Source organism: Trinickia camelliae, from assembly GCF_053525655.1.
Map to the genome: position 1 here is coordinate 138,325 of NZ_JBCHAA010000001.1, position 15,595 is coordinate 153,919.

General features: G+C 65.2%; 13 protein-coding genes. 7 read left to right on the forward strand and 6 right to left on the reverse strand.

The annotated features are described in order from the left end of the window. Positions 1-21: 21 nt before the first annotated feature. Together AAHK20_RS00680 and AAHK20_RS00685 are read right to left on the reverse strand one after the other, a co-directional pair. On the reverse strand, positions 22-1,566 hold the full coding sequence (locus AAHK20_RS00680; RefSeq protein ID WP_449180035.1) for a sensor domain-containing diguanylate cyclase: 1,545 nt from the start codon (positions 1,564-1,566) through the stop codon (positions 22-24). A gap of 376 nt (positions 1,567-1,942) precedes the next feature. Beyond that, positions 1,943-2,116, reverse strand: coding sequence for a hypothetical protein (locus tag AAHK20_RS00685; RefSeq protein ID WP_449179502.1), 174 nt, complete (start codon positions 2,114-2,116; stop codon positions 1,943-1,945). 587 nt (positions 2,117-2,703) lie between these two features. Here AAHK20_RS00685 and hutH point away from each other — a divergent pair. From hutH to hutG, 7 genes are all read left to right on the forward strand, one after another. Then, complete coding sequence (gene hutH / locus AAHK20_RS00690) at positions 2,704-4,230, forward strand: histidine ammonia-lyase (protein ID WP_449179503.1); 1,527 nt, start codon at positions 2,704-2,706, stop codon at positions 4,228-4,230. A gap of 65 nt (positions 4,231-4,295) precedes the next feature. After that, a complete protein-coding gene (hutC, locus tag AAHK20_RS00695; RefSeq protein ID WP_449179504.1) occupies positions 4,296-4,991 on the forward strand; it encodes a histidine utilization transcriptional repressor HutC in 696 nt (231 codons plus the stop codon). Positions 4,992-5,074: 83 nt separating this feature from the next. After that, on the forward strand, positions 5,075-6,763 hold the full coding sequence (gene hutU, locus AAHK20_RS00700; protein WP_449179505.1) for a urocanate hydratase: 1,689 nt from the start codon (positions 5,075-5,077) through the stop codon (positions 6,761-6,763). A gap of 2 nt (positions 6,764-6,765) precedes the next feature. Then, positions 6,766-7,419, forward strand: coding sequence for a HutD/Ves family protein (locus tag AAHK20_RS00705; protein WP_449179506.1), 654 nt, complete (start codon positions 6,766-6,768; stop codon positions 7,417-7,419). 7 nt (positions 7,420-7,426) lie between these two features. After that, positions 7,427-8,686: an imidazolonepropionase gene (gene hutI, locus AAHK20_RS00710; RefSeq protein ID WP_449179507.1), complete on the forward strand. Its 1,260-nt coding sequence runs from the start codon at positions 7,427-7,429 to the stop codon at positions 8,684-8,686. Further along, entirely contained in the window at positions 8,683-10,062 is a 1,380-nt protein-coding gene (locus AAHK20_RS00715; RefSeq protein ID WP_449179508.1) for a formimidoylglutamate deiminase, read from the forward strand. The genes hutI and AAHK20_RS00715 overlap by 4 nt, the downstream gene beginning before the upstream one ends. A gap of 30 nt (positions 10,063-10,092) precedes the next feature. Beyond that, a complete protein-coding gene (gene hutG, locus AAHK20_RS00720; protein ID WP_449179509.1) occupies positions 10,093-10,905 on the forward strand; it encodes an N-formylglutamate deformylase in 813 nt (270 codons plus the stop codon). Between the two features lie 26 nt (positions 10,906-10,931). Here hutG and AAHK20_RS00725 read toward each other — a convergent pair whose 3' ends face one another. The 4 genes from AAHK20_RS00725 to AAHK20_RS00740 all read right to left on the reverse strand — a co-directional run bounded on the left by AAHK20_RS00725 (position 10,932) and on the right by AAHK20_RS00740 (position 15,392). After that, on the reverse strand, positions 10,932-11,624 hold the full coding sequence (locus AAHK20_RS00725; RefSeq protein WP_449179510.1) for a CBS domain-containing protein: 693 nt from the start codon (positions 11,622-11,624) through the stop codon (positions 10,932-10,934). Positions 11,625-11,719: 95 nt separating this feature from the next. Beyond that, positions 11,720-12,922, reverse strand: a complete 1,203-nt coding sequence (gene pstS, locus AAHK20_RS00730; protein WP_449179511.1) for a phosphate ABC transporter substrate-binding protein PstS — start codon at positions 12,920-12,922, stop codon at positions 11,720-11,722. A gap of 153 nt (positions 12,923-13,075) precedes the next feature. Continuing rightward, positions 13,076-13,741, reverse strand: coding sequence for a response regulator (locus AAHK20_RS00735; RefSeq protein WP_449179512.1), 666 nt, complete (start codon positions 13,739-13,741; stop codon positions 13,076-13,078). Further along, on the reverse strand, positions 13,722-15,392 hold the full coding sequence (locus tag AAHK20_RS00740) for an MASE1 domain-containing protein (protein ID WP_449179513.1): 1,671 nt from the start codon (positions 15,390-15,392) through the stop codon (positions 13,722-13,724). Before AAHK20_RS00740 ends, AAHK20_RS00735 begins: the two co-directional genes overlap by 20 nt. Positions 15,393-15,595: the final 203 nt, after the last annotated feature.

Here is a 15,595-nt window from a genome sequence, read left to right on the forward strand (position 1 = left end):
CGCTTTGACGCCGCTCGTGCTTTAGGAGGGATTCACATCCGATTTAGCCGACGCGGCCGCAGGCGGCGGCGCCGGCTCAGCCTCCTTCGCGGGGCTCTCGGACGCGCCGTCCGGCATCGTCCGGTTGCGTCCCTCGGCCTTCGCCGCGTAGAGCGCGGCGTCGGCGGCATCGATGAGCGAGCGCAGATCGGCGAAGTTGCGATCGGGGGTGCTCGCCACGCCGATGCTGATCGTCAGCACCTGATGCGTGCTGGCCACGTGCCGCAGGCCGAGCGCCTGCACGGACTCGCGCATGCTCTCCGCGACGAGCCGCGCGCCCGCGAGGTTCGTCGCCGGCAGCAGCACGACGAACTCTTCGCCGCCGTAGCGCGCGGCGTGATCAGCGGGGCGCCGCAAGCCATTCCGGATGCAGCGCGCGACCGCCGTCAGCGCGTCGTCGCCGGCAGCGTGCCCGTACAGATCGTTGAAGCCCTTGAAGTGATCGACATCGATCAAGAGCACCGACAGCGGCTGCCCGCCGCGCCGCGCGAGACGCCATTCCTTCTCGCCGACTTCGTCGAGCGCGCGGCGGTTGCCGAGGCTCGTCAGGCCGTCGGTGCGCGCGAGCATCCGCAGCTCGGCCTCGACGGCGGTGCGGCGCCGCAACTGCTGCGAGAACAGCACCGCGAACCAGATGATGAACGCGTCGAGCACCGCGACGATGGTCCCGAAGACCCACGCGCGGTGCCGCCAGTTCGCGTACATGTCGTCGGTCGAGAGCGCGACGTCGTAGATCATCGGGAACCGCGAGACGTGGCTGAACGCGTACCAGCGCTCGACGCCGTCGATCGCCGCGGTGCCGTAGAACGAACCGCTTTCCGCCTGCGTGAAGCGCGTGTAATTGGAGGTGTTCAGAAGGCTGCGGCCGATGATGTTCGGGTCGTACGGACGGCGCATCAGCATCGTGCCGTCGGCGAGCATCAGCGCCATCGAGCCGTGCGGCCCGAGCTTCATGCCGTCGAAGAGGTTATGGAAGTAGTCGAGCCGCAACGTGCCGACGACGATGCCCGCGAAGCTGCCGTCCGGATTCGACAGCCGGCGGCTCAGGGCGATGCTCGGGCTCGTGCTCGACAGGTGCGGAATGAATGGACGGCTCACGTAGAGACCCGCGTTCGCTGAATCGCGCTGCACCTTGAAGTAGTCGCGGTCGGCGACGTTGATCTTGCGCGGATGCTCCGATCGCGAGTCGTAGACCGGATTGCCCTGTGCGTCGACGACGAGGATCGAACCGAGGTGCGTCGCCATCGCCGAGCCGTCGAACAGCACCGCTTGCCGGATGTTGGCAGGCAGCTTGCCGATGCCCGGCTGATTGAGCCCGTCGATGACGGCTTGCAGCGACAGATCGTAGATCTCGAGATTGCGCGCCGTATCGCGCTCGACGAGCAGGAGCAGGTTGGTCGCGGCGTCCTGCGCGCGTTGCGCCGCGTCCAGCCGCATCTGAATCAGCACCGAGACGCAGATCGCGAGCACCATCGCCGCGAGCGCGACGCTGAGCGCGACGAGCAGGCCGGGGCGGCGCGTCAGCATCTCGGCGGCGCCGGCCGAGCGGCGCAAGGAAAGTGAGGCTCCAGTTTCATCGGACGATTATTAGTGCGATTGTTGCCGACGAGCGGCATCTGCGAGCACGTTTCAGACGGGGTTCGCAGGTACAGCGAAGCTCGGAAAGTATAGCGGTGAAGAGGGCGTTTGAAAGCGGCGAAAATGCGCGGGTTTTACCGGGGTTTAACGTTTTTGCCGGTGCCGCTGGGAAAGGCGTGGGGAGAGAGGCGGGGCGCGTTCGGCGACGGGGCACCGCTCCCGCCCGCTGCGCAAAGTCGCGCGCGGCGGGACCGGTGCCTCGCCCGGCGAGGCCGCTTGCAGCAAGACAGGTCTAGAAAGCCTGCCCGCGCTGCCTGCGGCCGCGTCAGGACTGCGTTTCTTTCAGTTCCTCCGAAGGCGTGTTGGTCGTCCGTATCGCTTCTGCAAAACGCGTAAGCGCCGCCAGCGAACCGCTGACGCTCACGTATTCCTCGCGCCCGATTTTTCCGTCGAGCAGGACGGCCATGCCAGACTCCTTCGCCAGTTCAATGATGTTCACTTGCGGTTCTCCGTGCGTTTCGCTCAATGCTCACGCTTTGTCGCGGTTGTCGTTCAAGGCGGCCGGATCGGTCCGGTCTCTTGCTTCTTCGAGTGTCCCGTGGTCGAGGCGGGCGGCTCACTTTGACTAAAGCATTGGCTATGCCCGTTTTCGCCTTTTTTGCGCCGGCGCTGCTTGCTGGCGCCGCAGTCCGCCGGGAACGCGAAACAGCGCGATTCCGGTGCGCCGGCGCATCCATTCTGGTGCGCGGCGCGCGCGCTCCTGGGGCGGACGGGGTAAGGGTTATCACGGGCCGTGGAGTTCTTTCAAAACCCGGGCGCGGCGGCGATTTCGCCGGTGTTGAGTCGGCGCCGCGCGGAGGATGTGTCTATACAAGTCGTTAGGCCGCGCGAATGGTCTTATTTAATGCCAGCGCGGCGGCATCGAATTTGCTGCAAAGCAGAAGTGAAGGGATTCTCAAGAGGCGAGAACGCCTCGATTGCACTAATGGAAAGCCCTTATCCTGAAATCGCAAAAACAAGTTGTATAGACAAGAACGCGGCGATAGACTGCCTCCACGTTTTTGATATCACAGGACCTTCCAAGCCATGTTGACTCTCACGCCCGGCAAACTGACTCTCCCGCAACTACGCCAAATCGCCCGCCGTCCTGTGAAGCTCCAGCTCGATCCGCAGAGCTTCGCCGCAATCGACGCCTGCGCCAAGGCCGTCGCCGATATCGCCGCGAAGGGCGAACCCGCCTACGGCATCAATACCGGCTTCGGACGCCTCGCCAGCACGCATATCCCGAACGACCAGCTCGAACTGCTGCAGCGCAATCTCGTGCTGTCGCATGCGGTCGGTGTCGGCGAGCCGATGGCGGCGCCGGTCGTGCGTCTGTTGATCGCGCTGAAATTGTCGAGCCTCGGCCGCGGCCACTCGGGCATCCGTCGCGAAGTCATCGACGCGCTCATCACGCTCTTCAATCACGACGTGCTGCCGGTGATCCCCGTGAAGGGTTCGGTCGGCGCATCGGGCGACCTGGCGCCGCTCGCGCATATGTCGGCTGCGCTGCTCGGCATCGGCGAAGTGTTCATCCGCGGTGAGCGCGCGAGCGCCGCCGACGGCCTCGCCGCCGCCGGCCTCGCGCCGCTGACGCTGCAAGCGAAGGAAGGCCTCGCGCTCTTGAACGGCACGCAGGCTTCGGCCGCGCTCGCGCTCTACAACATGTTCGCGATCGAAGACCTGTACCGCACCGGCCTCGTGGCGGGCGCGCTGTCGGTCGATGCGGCCGCGGGCTCGGTCAAGCCGTTCGACGCGCGCATTCACGAGCTGCGCGGCCATCAAGGCCAGATCGAAGCGGCCGAGGCCTACCGTACGCTGCTCGACGGCTCCGGCATCAACCTCTCGCACCGCGACTGCGGCAAAGTGCAGGACCCGTACAGCCTGCGCTGCCAGCCGCAAGTGATGGGCGCGTGTCTCGACCAGATGCGTCACGCGGCCGACGTGCTGCTCATCGAAGCGAACGCGGTCTCCGACAACCCGCTGATCTTCCCGGACACCGGCGAAGTGCTCTCGGGCGGCAACTTCCATGCGGAGCCCGTCGCGTTCGCCGCCGACAACCTCGCGCTGGCCGCCGCCGAAATCGGCGCGCTCGCGGAACGCCGCATCGCGTTGCTGATCGACGCGACGCTGTCGGGCCTGCCGCCGTTCCTCGTCAAGGATGGCGGCGTCAACTCTGGCTTCATGATTGCGCACGTGACGGCTGCCGCGCTCGCCTCGGAGAACAAGACGCTCGCGCATCCGGCTTCGGTCGATTCGCTGCCGACGTCGGCGAACCAGGAAGATCACGTGTCGATGGCGACCTTCGCCGCGCGCAAGCTCGCCGACATCGCCGAGAACACCGCGAACATCCTCGCGATCGAATTGCTCGCCGCCGCGCAAGGTGTGGACCTGCGCGGGCCGAACAAGACGAGCGGGGCATTGCAGCGCGTGATGGACACCGTGCGCGAGGCCGTGCCGCACTATGAGCTCGATCACTACTTCGCACCGGATATCGCGGCGATCGCGAAGCTGGTGCAAGGCGGCACGATCGCGTCGCACAGCCCGTTCTCGTTCGTTTCCGAGCAGCACTGAGCGAACAGCACTAAGGCACGCGGCCGAACGACAGCGAACACAGGCGAACAACCAAAGGCACCCTTATGAACGCTCCGGCATACCTGGAAATCAAGAACTTCATCCTCGGGCGCATCCATGCGGGCGAGTGGGCGGAGGGCGACCAGGTGCCATCGGAGAACGAGCTCGCGCGCGACTTCAAGGTGGCGCGCATGACGGTCAACCGCGCGTTGCGCGAGCTGACCTCGGAGCAAGTGCTCACGCGGGTGCAGGGCGCCGGTACGTTCGTCGCCCGGCCGAAGTACGAATCGACGCTCGTGGCGATCCGCAGCATCTCGGACGAGATCGTCGCGCGCGGTCATCGTCATCACGCGAGCGTGCTGCACCTGGGCGCCACGATCGCCGACGAGCCGCTCGCCGACGAAATGCAGGTGAGCGCCGGCAGCCCGGTGTTCCATTCGCGCGTGCTGCACTTCGAGAACGACGAGCCGGTGCAGCTCGAAGAACGCTGGGTCAACCCGGCGGTCGCGCCCGAATACGCGCTGCAGGACTTTGCGCTGACCACGCCGAACCAGTACCTCGTGCGCGTCGCCCCGTTGCAGCGCGTCGAGTACCGGATCGAAGCCGCGGTGCCCGAGGATGACACACGCAAGCACCTGACGATGACCGACACCGAGCCGTGCCTGATGCTGCATCGGCGTACGTGGTCGCAGGGCGTGGTCGCTTCGGTGGCGAATCTCTGGCACCCCGGCACCCGCTATCGCTTCACCGGACATTTCTGAACCGAATCTTTTTGCCATTGCGAGGTTGTCCGCACGGTCCCTCGCCAACTTGACGAACCCCGACGAACCTGAAGAGAGCCGACATGAACAACCCGAAGCACATCGACCCGCGCCTGGACCCGACCCGCACGATCCGCGCACCGCGCGGCACGGAGAAGAGCTGCAAGAGCTGGCTGACCGAAGCGGCGTTCCGGATGATCCAGAACAACCTCGATCCGGAAGTCGCCGAGCATCCGCATGCGCTCGTCGTGTACGGCGGCATCGGGCGCGCGGCGCGCAACTGGGATTGCTTCGATCAGATCCTCGCCTCGCTCAAGGACTTGAACGACGACGAGACGCTCCTGATTCAATCGGGCAAGCCGGTCGGCGTGTTCCGCACGCATGCCGACGCGCCGCGCGTGCTGCTCGCGAACTCGAACCTCGTGCCGCATTGGGCGACCTGGGAGCACTTCCACGAGCTCGACCGCAAGGGCCTCATGATGTACGGCCAGATGACGGCGGGCAGCTGGATCTACATCGGCAGCCAGGGCATCGTGCAGGGCACCTATGAGACCTTCTTCTCGGTCGCCAACCAGCACTTCAACGGCGACCCGAACGGCCGCTGGATTCTGACGGGCGGCTTGGGCGGCATGGGCGGCGCGCAGCCGCTCGCGGCGACGATGGCGGGCTTCTCGATGATCGCGGTCGAATGCGATGAGACGCGCATCGATTTCCGCCTGAAGACGCGCTACGTCGACAAGAAGGCGAAGACGCTCGACGAAGCGCTCGCGATGATCGAAGAGGCGAAGCAGGCGGGCAAGCCGGTGTCGATCGGTCTGCTCGGCAACGCGGCCGACGTGTTCGCGGAATGCGTCGCGCGCGGCATCACGCCCGATTGCGTGACCGATCAAACGAGCGCGCACGATCCGATCAACGGCTACCTGCCGCAAGGCTGGAACGTCGAGCAATGGCGCGAGCGCCAGAAGGTCGATCCGCAGAGCATCGTGCAGCCCGCGAAGCAATCGATGGCCAAGCAGGTCGAAGCGATGCTCGAGCTGCAAAAGCGCGGCGCGGCGACGCTCGATTACGGCAACAACATCCGTCAGATGGCGCTCGAAATGGGCGTGAAGAACGCGTTCGATTTCCCGGGCTTCGTGCCGGCGTATATCCGGCCGCTCTTCTGCGAAGGCAAGGGCCCGTTCCGTTGGGTCGCGCTGTCGGGCGATCCGGAAGACATCTACAAGACCGACGCCAAGGTCAAGGAACTGATCCCCGACGATCCGCACCTGCACAACTGGCTCGACATGGCGCGCGAACGCATCGCGTTCCAGGGCCTGCCCGCGCGCATTTGCTGGGTCGGCGTGAAGGACCGCTATCGCCTCGGCAAGGCATTCAACGAGATGGTCAAGAACGGCGAGCTGAAGGCGCCGGTCGTGATCGGGCGCGATCACCTCGATACGGGTTCGGTCGCGAGCCCGAACCGCGAGACCGAATCGATGAAGGACGGCTCGGATGCAGTCAGCGACTGGCCGCTGCTCAACGCGCTCTTGAACACCGCAGGCGGCGCGACGTGGGTGTCGCTGCACCATGGCGGCGGTGTCGGGATGGGCTTCTCGCAGCACTCGGGCGTTGTGATCGTCTGCGACGGCACGGATGCCGCCGCGCGCCGCGTCGAACGCGTGCTGTTCAACGATCCGGCCACGGGTGTGATGCGTCACGCGGATGCGGGCTACGAGCTCGCGCAGCAGACCGCGCGCGAAGCCGGCCTCAAGCTGCCGATGCTGGGGCGCTGAACATGGCCGCCGGCGCGGGTGAGGGAACCAGACAGCCGCACGAGGCACACGAGGGGCGCGCGGGCGCGGTCACGCTCTTGCGCGCAGCCGATCTCGTCGCGTCGCGCTGGAAGAACGGCGGCGGCGTCACGCGTGAAATCGCCGCGTATCCGTGGGGCTCGGATCTCGATACGTTCGTGTGGCGCGTGAGCGTCGCGGATGTCGAAAAGCCGGGAGCGTTCTCGCGTTTTCCGGGCATCGACCGCTCGCTCGTCCTGCTCTCGGGCAACGGCATGCTGCTCGACGAACGCGGCGGCATCACGTACTCGCTGATGAAGCCGCTCGACGCCGCGCACTTCAACGGCGAGACCGCGATCGATGCGAGCCTCGTCGACGGTCCGACGCGCGACTTCAACCTGATGCTGCGGCGCGGCCGCGTGCGAGGGTTGATCGACGTGTGGCGCGGCAACGCGGAGCACACGCTCGACGCGGACGTGATGCTGCTGTTCTGCGCGAGCGGGACCTTCGATGTCACGCTCGGCGGGGAGGCGTCCGATGCTGGCGCGCCGGTCACGCTCGGCGAGACCGATACGCTGTGCATCGAAGCGCCTCGCGCGCTGTCGTGCGCGGTGTCGGGCTCGGGCGTGATGCTCGCGGTGTATATCCGCTACGTGTGAGCACGCGATGAACGACACAGTCTGGCAGCACTTTCATCTCTGTCCGCAAGGTGATCCCGATCATGTGATCCGCGATGCGGCGCTCGCCGTGCGCGACGGCAAGGTCGCGTGGCTCGGCGCCGCGCGCGACCTGCCCGCCGAATTCTCGGCGTGGCCGCGCGAGAATCTGGACGGCGCGTGGGTCACGCCGGGTCTCGTCGATTGCCACACGCATCTGGTCTACGGCGGCCAGCGCGCCGACGAATTCGCGATGCGCCTCGCGGGCGTCAGCTACGAAGAGATCGCCAAGCGCGGCGGCGGCATCATCTCGACGGTGCGCGCGACACGCGCGGCGAGCGAGGCCGAGTTGCTGCGCGCAGCGGCGGCAAGGCTCGAGCCGCTGATCGCCGAAGGCGTGACCGCGATCGAAATCAAATCGGGCTATGGCCTCGACCTCGACAGCGAGCGCAAGATGCTGCGCGTCGCGCGTGAGCTGGGCCGTCGCTATCCCGTCTCGGTCTACACGACGTTTCTCGGCGCGCACGCGTTGCCGCCCGAATTCGCCAACCGCGCCGACGACTATATCGGCGAAGTCTGCGACCGCATGCTGCCGGCGCTCGCGGACGAAGGGCTCGTCGATGCGGTCGATGTGTTCTGCGAGCGCATCGGCTTCACGCTCGCGCAGAGCGAGCGTGTATTCGAAGCGGCCGCGCGTCGCAACCTGCCCGTCAAGATGCACGCCGAGCAGTTGAGCAACGGCGGCGGCACGGCGCTCGCGGCACGCTATCGCGCGCTTTCCGCCGACCACCTCGAATTCCTAGACGAAGCGGGCGTCGCGGCGATGAAGGAAGCGGGCACCGTCGCCGTGCTGCTGCCGGGCGCGTACTACTTCATCCGCGAAACGCAATTGCCGCCGATCGACCTGCTGCGCCGCTACGAGGTGCCGATCGCGATTTCGACCGACAGCAACCCCGGCACGTCGCCGTCCACTTCGCTCGTCGGGATGCTGAACCTTGCTTGCACGCTGTTTCGCCTGACCGTGCCCGAAGTGCTGAAGGGCGTCACGCAACATGCGGCGCGCGCACTTGGGCAACACGAGCGGCACGGCGAACTCGCGGTGGGGCGCGCGGCGGACTTCGTCGCGTGGTCCGTCGACACGCTCGCCGAGCTCGCCTACTGGATCGGGCGGCCGCTCACGCAGCGAGTCGTGCGCGCGGGCGACACCGTCTACGTGCGCGACGCGCATCCGATCCTGCAACCGGCACCTCTTCACGCTTTCGATCGATGACTGGAAATCACACGCTTTTTGCCGAGCACGCGTATTTGCCGGAGGGGTGGCGACGCGATGTCTTGCTCGAATGGAACGACGCGGGCGTGCTCGTGGCGGTGACGCCCGATAGCACGGCATCGCCTGACGTTGCACGCGCCGCCGGACCGGTCATGCCCGGCATGCCGAACCTGCACTCGCATGCATTTCAGCGCGCGATGGCGGGGCTCGCCGAATATCGCGCCAACGCCACCGACAACTTCTGGAGCTGGCGCGACCTGATGTACCGCTTCGCCGCGCGCATCACGCCCGAAGGGCTGGGCGCGATCGCGCGCTGGCTCTACATCGAGATGCTGAAGGCGGGCTATACGTCGGTGTGCGAGTTCCACTACGTGCATCACATGGCCGACGGCAGCCGCTACGCGAATGCGGCGGAGCTCGCCGAGCGCGTCGTCGATGCCGCGACGAGCACGGGCATCGGCATGACGATGCTGCCGGTGCTCTACCAGTACAGCGGCTTTGGCGCGCGTGCGCCGCGCGACGATCAGCGCCGCTTCATCAATACGCCGGACAGTCTGCTCGAATTGCTCGCGACGCTGCGCCGTGCGCGTCCCGAGCACGCCGCGCTGCGCTACGGTGTGGCGCCGCATTCGTTGCGCGCGGTGTCGGAGGAGTCGCTGCGCGCGCTGCTCGCCGGACTCGATGCCAACGCCCCCGTGCACATCCATATCGCCGAGCAAACGGGCGAAGTCGACGACTGCTTGGCGACAACGGGCGCACGCCCCGTGCAATGGTTGCTCGACCGCTTCGACGTCGACGCGCGCTGGTGCCTCGTGCACGCGACCCACATCGATGCAGATGAGACCGTCGCGCTCGCCAAGAGCCGCGCCGTGGCCGGACTGTGCCTGACGACCGAGGCGAACCTCGGCGACGGCATTTTCCCGGCGCACGCGTATCTCGATGCGCACGGGCGCTTTGGTGTCGGGTCGGACAGCCATATCGGTGTCGATTGGGGCGCCGAGCTGCGCTTGCTCGAATACGGGCAGCGTCTCGTGCGGCGGCAGCGCAACGTGCTGGCCTCGGACGCGCATTCGCACGTCGCCGACCGTCTCTTCGACGCGGCGCTTGGCGGCGGCGCGCAAGCGACGGGACGCGTGACGGGCGCGCTGCGCGCGGGGTGCCGCGCCGATTGGCTGGTGCTCGATCCGGATCACCCGAGTCTCGCCGAACATGCGCCTGGCAAGTGGCTCTCCGGCATCGTCTTCTGCGAGCATGGCGAAACGCCGGTGCGCGATGTGTACGCGGGCGGACGGCGAGTCGTCGAGGCGCGCCGGCACGCCGACGAGGCGACCGCCTACGCCGCTTATCGCGCGGCCGTCGCCGAGCTGCTCGACTAATTCGAAAACCATTGAGTCACGCGCACTGCCATGACTGATACCAACGATCTCCCGATCTACACCTTGCATCGCGGCAGCCTGCCGATGTTGATCTCGATCCCGCATCTCGGCACGCGCATCGCCGATGAAATCGCGCCGACGATGACCCCGGCCGCGCTGCGCGTCGATGATTGCGACTGGCATCTCGATCGCCTGTATGCGTTCGCGAAGCGGCTCGGTGCGTCGATTCTGAGCCCGACGTATGCGCGCTATGTGATCGACCTGAATCGCCCGCCTGATGGCGCGAATCTTTATCCGGGGCAGGACACGACCGGGCTGTTGCCTGTCGATACCTTCGACAAGGAGCCGCTATATCAGCCGGGGCGCGAACCGGACGAGGCAGAAGTTGCGCGCCGTCGCGAGCTTTACTGGAAGCCGTATCACGCGGCGCTCGTTGACGAGCTGGCCGCGCTCAAGGCGCGGCACGGCAAGGTGCTGCTGTGGGAGGCGCACTCGATTCGCTCGCACGTGCCGCGCTTTTTCGAAGGGCGCCTGCCGGACTTCAATTTCGGCACGTCAGGCGGCGTGACGGCGACCGCGGGCCTCGCGGAGGAACTGGCCGCGATCGTGACGAAGCAGGGCGGCTATACGGCGGTCGCGAACGGGCGTTTCAAGGGCGGTTACATCACGCGTCAATACGGCGTGCCCGCCAGCGGCATCCACGCGGTACAGCTCGAGCTGTCGCAGATCACCTATATGGAAGAGCGGATGCCGTATGCCTATGACGACGCGCTCGCGGCGAAAGTCGAACCGCTGCTGGAAACGCTGGTCAAGACCGCGCTTGAACGCGTCGCGTCAAACTGATTGTTGCCGGGCATCCGCCTTGCCGATTACAGCGTCGGAATCACGCTCGGAACCTCGAGGTGGTATTCCACGCGCTTGATGCCCGGCACGTCCTCGACCGCAATGCGGATGGCGCGCTTTTCCTCTTCGGATTCGATCATTCCCCAGAGGTGAGCGACACCGTCCTTGACGAGCACGCCTTGTTTCGGCAACCCCCAGCGCTGCCCGCGCATGGTCAGGACGATCGCGTCGCGCAGACTCGCATCATCGTGCGAAATCGAATCCACGGGAGGCGCCACGCTCGCGAGCGCGCGGATCAGATTTGAACGGCTGACGATGCCGACCAGCTTGCCGTCCTTCAGCACCGGCACGCTTTTCAGATGCCGGCGCTCCATGAGGTCTGCGATCTGATCGAGCCGCTTGTCCTCGGTGATCGACGTCACCTGGTCGCACATCACGTCGCCGACCACATGCCCGTGCTCCTTCACATACCTGGCGGCCTGCTCGCGAGGCGACGACAGCAGAAAATCAAGCCACCACGGGCGCTTCCCATGGACCGTGCCGTTCTCCACGCGATGCAGCAGATCGCCGTGGCTGACGATGCCGACAACCCGTCCTTCCGCATTGATCACCGGCATGCTGCTGATACGGTTGTCGACGAACAGCCGTGCAGCCTCGTGAATCGTCATCTCCGGTGTGGCGGTGATGACGGACGTCGTCATGATGTCGAGTGCGCGCATGATCGCTCCTCCATGGTGTTCGCGAAGGGTCCCCATTCGTGGGGCAACTATCTGCAAGCGGCAGTAGATCTGTCTGCTCGAATCGTGAAGGGCTCTTAAAAACTCGGCGACGGCGATTTGGTTACGCCGACCACGCTTTTCACGCTCGTCACGTTTTTCGCGTTTGTCGGCGAGCCGTCGGAGGCGACTTCTTTGACTTGCCCGTTGGGCACGTTCTGCGCCCAATACGCTTCGATCTTCCCGACCAGGTCCGGCGGCGGGGTGCCGTAATTTTCAACGGCTGCCTCTTTTCGGCCCTCATTGAGGGCCCACCGGAAGAACGCTAGCGCAGCGGTCGAGTCGGCCTTGCTCTCCGCTTTCAGCAAGATGAATACGACGCCGGGAATCGGCCACGCTTTGTCGCCCGGCGGATCGGCGACGCGCTGGTAGAAATCATCCGCATGGCCCCATGCCACGGTTTCCACCGCAGCTTTGAAACTCGCGGCCGATGGCTCGACAAACGCGCCGGTTTTGTTCTGTACGGTTGCGTAGGTGAGGGGCGCCGGACCCGTGTAGGCCAGTTCGACATAGCCGATCGCGCCCGTGATCCGCTTCACATAGGTGGCGACGAGCTGGCTGCTCGTGGCGTTGAGGCCCACGGGCCATTTGACCGTCAGGCCGCTGCCCACCTGTTCACGCCACTGCGTGCTCACGGCGCTCAAGTAGTTCGTCCAGTTGAAGGTCGACCCGGACCGATCACCCCGATGAACCACGACGATTTTCAGATCAGGAAGCGCGAGCCCGGGATTGAGCGCCTTGATGGCCGGGTCGTTCCAATCGGTGATCTTGCCCAGGTAGATGTCGGCCAGCAGCGCACCCGTCAAGCGAAGCTGTCCCGGCGAAATGCCATCGAGGTGGACCACGGGCACGAGGCCGCCGACCGCCACCGGAAACTGGATGAGTCCCGATGTGCGCAATTCCTCTGGTGTCAGCGGCATGTCCGAGGCACTAAAACTCACCGCGGCCGCTTTCAGCTGATCAATGCCGTTCCCGGAGCCATTGGCATGAAAACTCACTTGCTGACCGGTTTTGTCGTAATAGGAGGCGGCCCACTTCTGCACCAGCGGATCGAAGAAGCTCGAACCGGAACCCGTGATGCCGCCCGCGGCCTGCGCTGCCAGCGCATGACCCGCGACGAGGCACGCAACCGCGGTGCAACGAAACACCTGCCGCAGGTCACGAGCCGCTCCAGCAATGCGTGCGGAGATGGGAACGACAACGGTGCGCTGGAATCTGGTGTGCATGGCGGCGATCCCCATCGAGGAGTTGGGCTGCGCCTGCCTACCCCGCCCAAGGGTTGCGGTACTTCGACAGGTACCGCTGCACTGTATGCGCTGGCCGCATTCATATGAATCAGGCGCCGTTGCTAAAAGAGGCTAGGGGATCGCCCTATTCAGTGGTCGGGCTCCGCCCTATTGGCTCTCGATCCACTGAATGGCGAAGCGCATCAGCTCCTTGCCGTTGCGGATATTCAGCTTTTCCTTGATGTTGGCCTGATGGGCCTCGACGGTCTTCACGCTTCGATTCAGTTTCTCGGCGATTTCGCGGGTGCTGAAGCCGAGTCCGATCAGGTGCAGGACCTCGAATTCCCGTTCCGAAAGGTTCGCGATTCGGCCCTCCGGTTTTTTATGGGGGACGGTGAGGGCGCGCGCAAGCTTCTCATGCATGGCGGCGCTCACGTAGATATTGCCTGCCAGCACTTCGCGCACGGCGGTCATGACGTGCTCGGTGGCTTCGAGTTTCATCAAATACCCGTTCGCTCCCGACCGGAGTGCGCGCTCGGCAAATAGGCTTTCGTCGTGCATGCTGAGGACGAGGATGGCCAGATCCGGATAGCGGCGACGAAGCGTCTTGACGAGCTCCAGGCCGGAGTCCGATGGCAGACTGATGTCCACGATGGCCATGTCGGGATGGCAGTCCATCGCCGCCAGCGCTTCTTCCGCGCTGCCGGCTGCGCAGCAGACGCGCAGATCCTGTTGCAGATTCAGCAAGTGCGCCATCCCCTCCCGGATGATGGGGTGGTCATCCACGAGCAGGATTTGCGTCACCCGGCCAGGGCTAGCGGATTTCCCGTGCATGGTCAGGACCCTCCGGTTGCGGATAGCTGATGGCGACCGTGGTGCCGCCCAGACCATTGCGGGTCACGGCGCAGGAGCCGCCCAGCAGGCTTGCCCGGTGACGGAGGTTATGAAGTCCCAGTCCCGCGGCGCGCTCCATGTCTTCCTGGTCGACGCCCGCTCCGTCGTCGCTGATGGAAAGCGTCTGCAGACCGTCTGCCTGCTGCAGGTCGATCCAGATGCTGTTGCCGTGGCTATATTTCAGCGCGTTGTTGACGGCTTCCTGTGCCGCTCGATAGAGGTTGATCTGCATGAGCGGATCCACCAAGTCCACATCCGGCGCGATCCGCAGCATGCAATCCACGCCGTTGAGCGTGCGAGCCGTCTGCGCCAGCCCCTGCAAGGCGGCCACAAGCCCGCCATGTTCCATCGCGACGGGATCCAGGCCATGGGCAATCCGGCGGGTCATCACGGATGCCTCCTTCACCAATTCGACAATGGTAGCGGCGTCGGCGGAGGCCGGGTGGCCCAGCGCGTGCAGTTTCTGATTCAAGGCGGCGCAGTACAGACCCAGGCTGGTCAGGTGTTGCCCAAGTCCGTCGTGCAGTTCGCGGCCGATCAGTTTTTGCTGCTGATCGCCGATCCGGATCAGTTCTTCTTCCAGCAGATGGCGCTGCGCCATCTGCTCCTTAAGTTCGTTGTTTGTCTTCTGCAGGTCTTCGGTTCGCTCCTCCACGCGCCGTTCCAGTTCGACGTGGGATGCCCGCAGCAGGCGATGAGCACGCTTCTCCTGAGCACGTGCCGCCACCAGCAGCAGTCCGGTTATCGCCAGGACGTTCGCGAAGGTGCACCACCTCACGAGGCTATCCACCGGAGTATCGGCGGCGAAGGGGCCCGTGCCGTGGGTGGTACCCCAGATGGCCACGGCCGAGACCACCAGGGTCGAGGTGTTGATGCCCAGGTGATCGAAGCGCAGAGCCGCCCAGATAACGAACGGAAAGACCGCCAGGGCGGCAGGATAGTAGCCATGCCCGGCAAGTTGCGGGGCGCCGAAGATGAGGTAGCTCACCCACAACGTTGCAATGGTCAGCCCGCAGGCCTCTACGGTCTGCGGCGCGGAGCGCACAGGGTTCGAATACGTGAGGAAGCCGAACAGGGGTGGGGCCACGACCAGTACCCCCATCATGTCGCCGAGCCACCATTTCAGAAAGGTTGAGCCGTACTCGGTGGGCGGCACCAGACCCGCTCCATGCAGGGCGGTCGTGCCGATCAGCGCGCTGAGTGCCGTGCTCGCCACCGCAGCCAGGCCGATGAAGGCCAGCACGTCACGGATACGGTCGAGGGTGATTTGGAATCGGGCCGCGCGTTTCAGCAAGAGTGCTGCCGTCAATGCACCAATCATGGAGCCCGCGCCGATCAACGCGGCCGCTCCCACGGGCACGCCTCCCGACAGGTTCGCGAGGAAGGAGCCAATGGCAATTCCGGGGGCAACGGGGAAACCCAGTGCAAGCAGCGCAACAAGGGCGATGCCGCTGGAGGGCCACACCAGCGAGACGGCGCCGCCCACTACCGCGTAGGCAAGTCCTATCTTTGCGCCTGCGTAGTAGGCCAACGCAACAATCCCGGTGTTCAGGAAGAAGCTGAGCTTGAAATTGCCGCGAATGGTAACCAATGCTCGCTCCAAATCCTGGAGGACAGATCCTTGCGGGCGTCAACCTGACGTCATGATTGTGGTGGTAGCCACTGCGTTAATCAAACACTACACATCGTTTCTGGCCTCTACAGGAAGCGCGCCGATCCGCAAGGATGGCCACGCGACATTTCACATGAATAAGGCAATCCCCTAGTCCCTTTTAGAACGAAAGCCTTATTCAA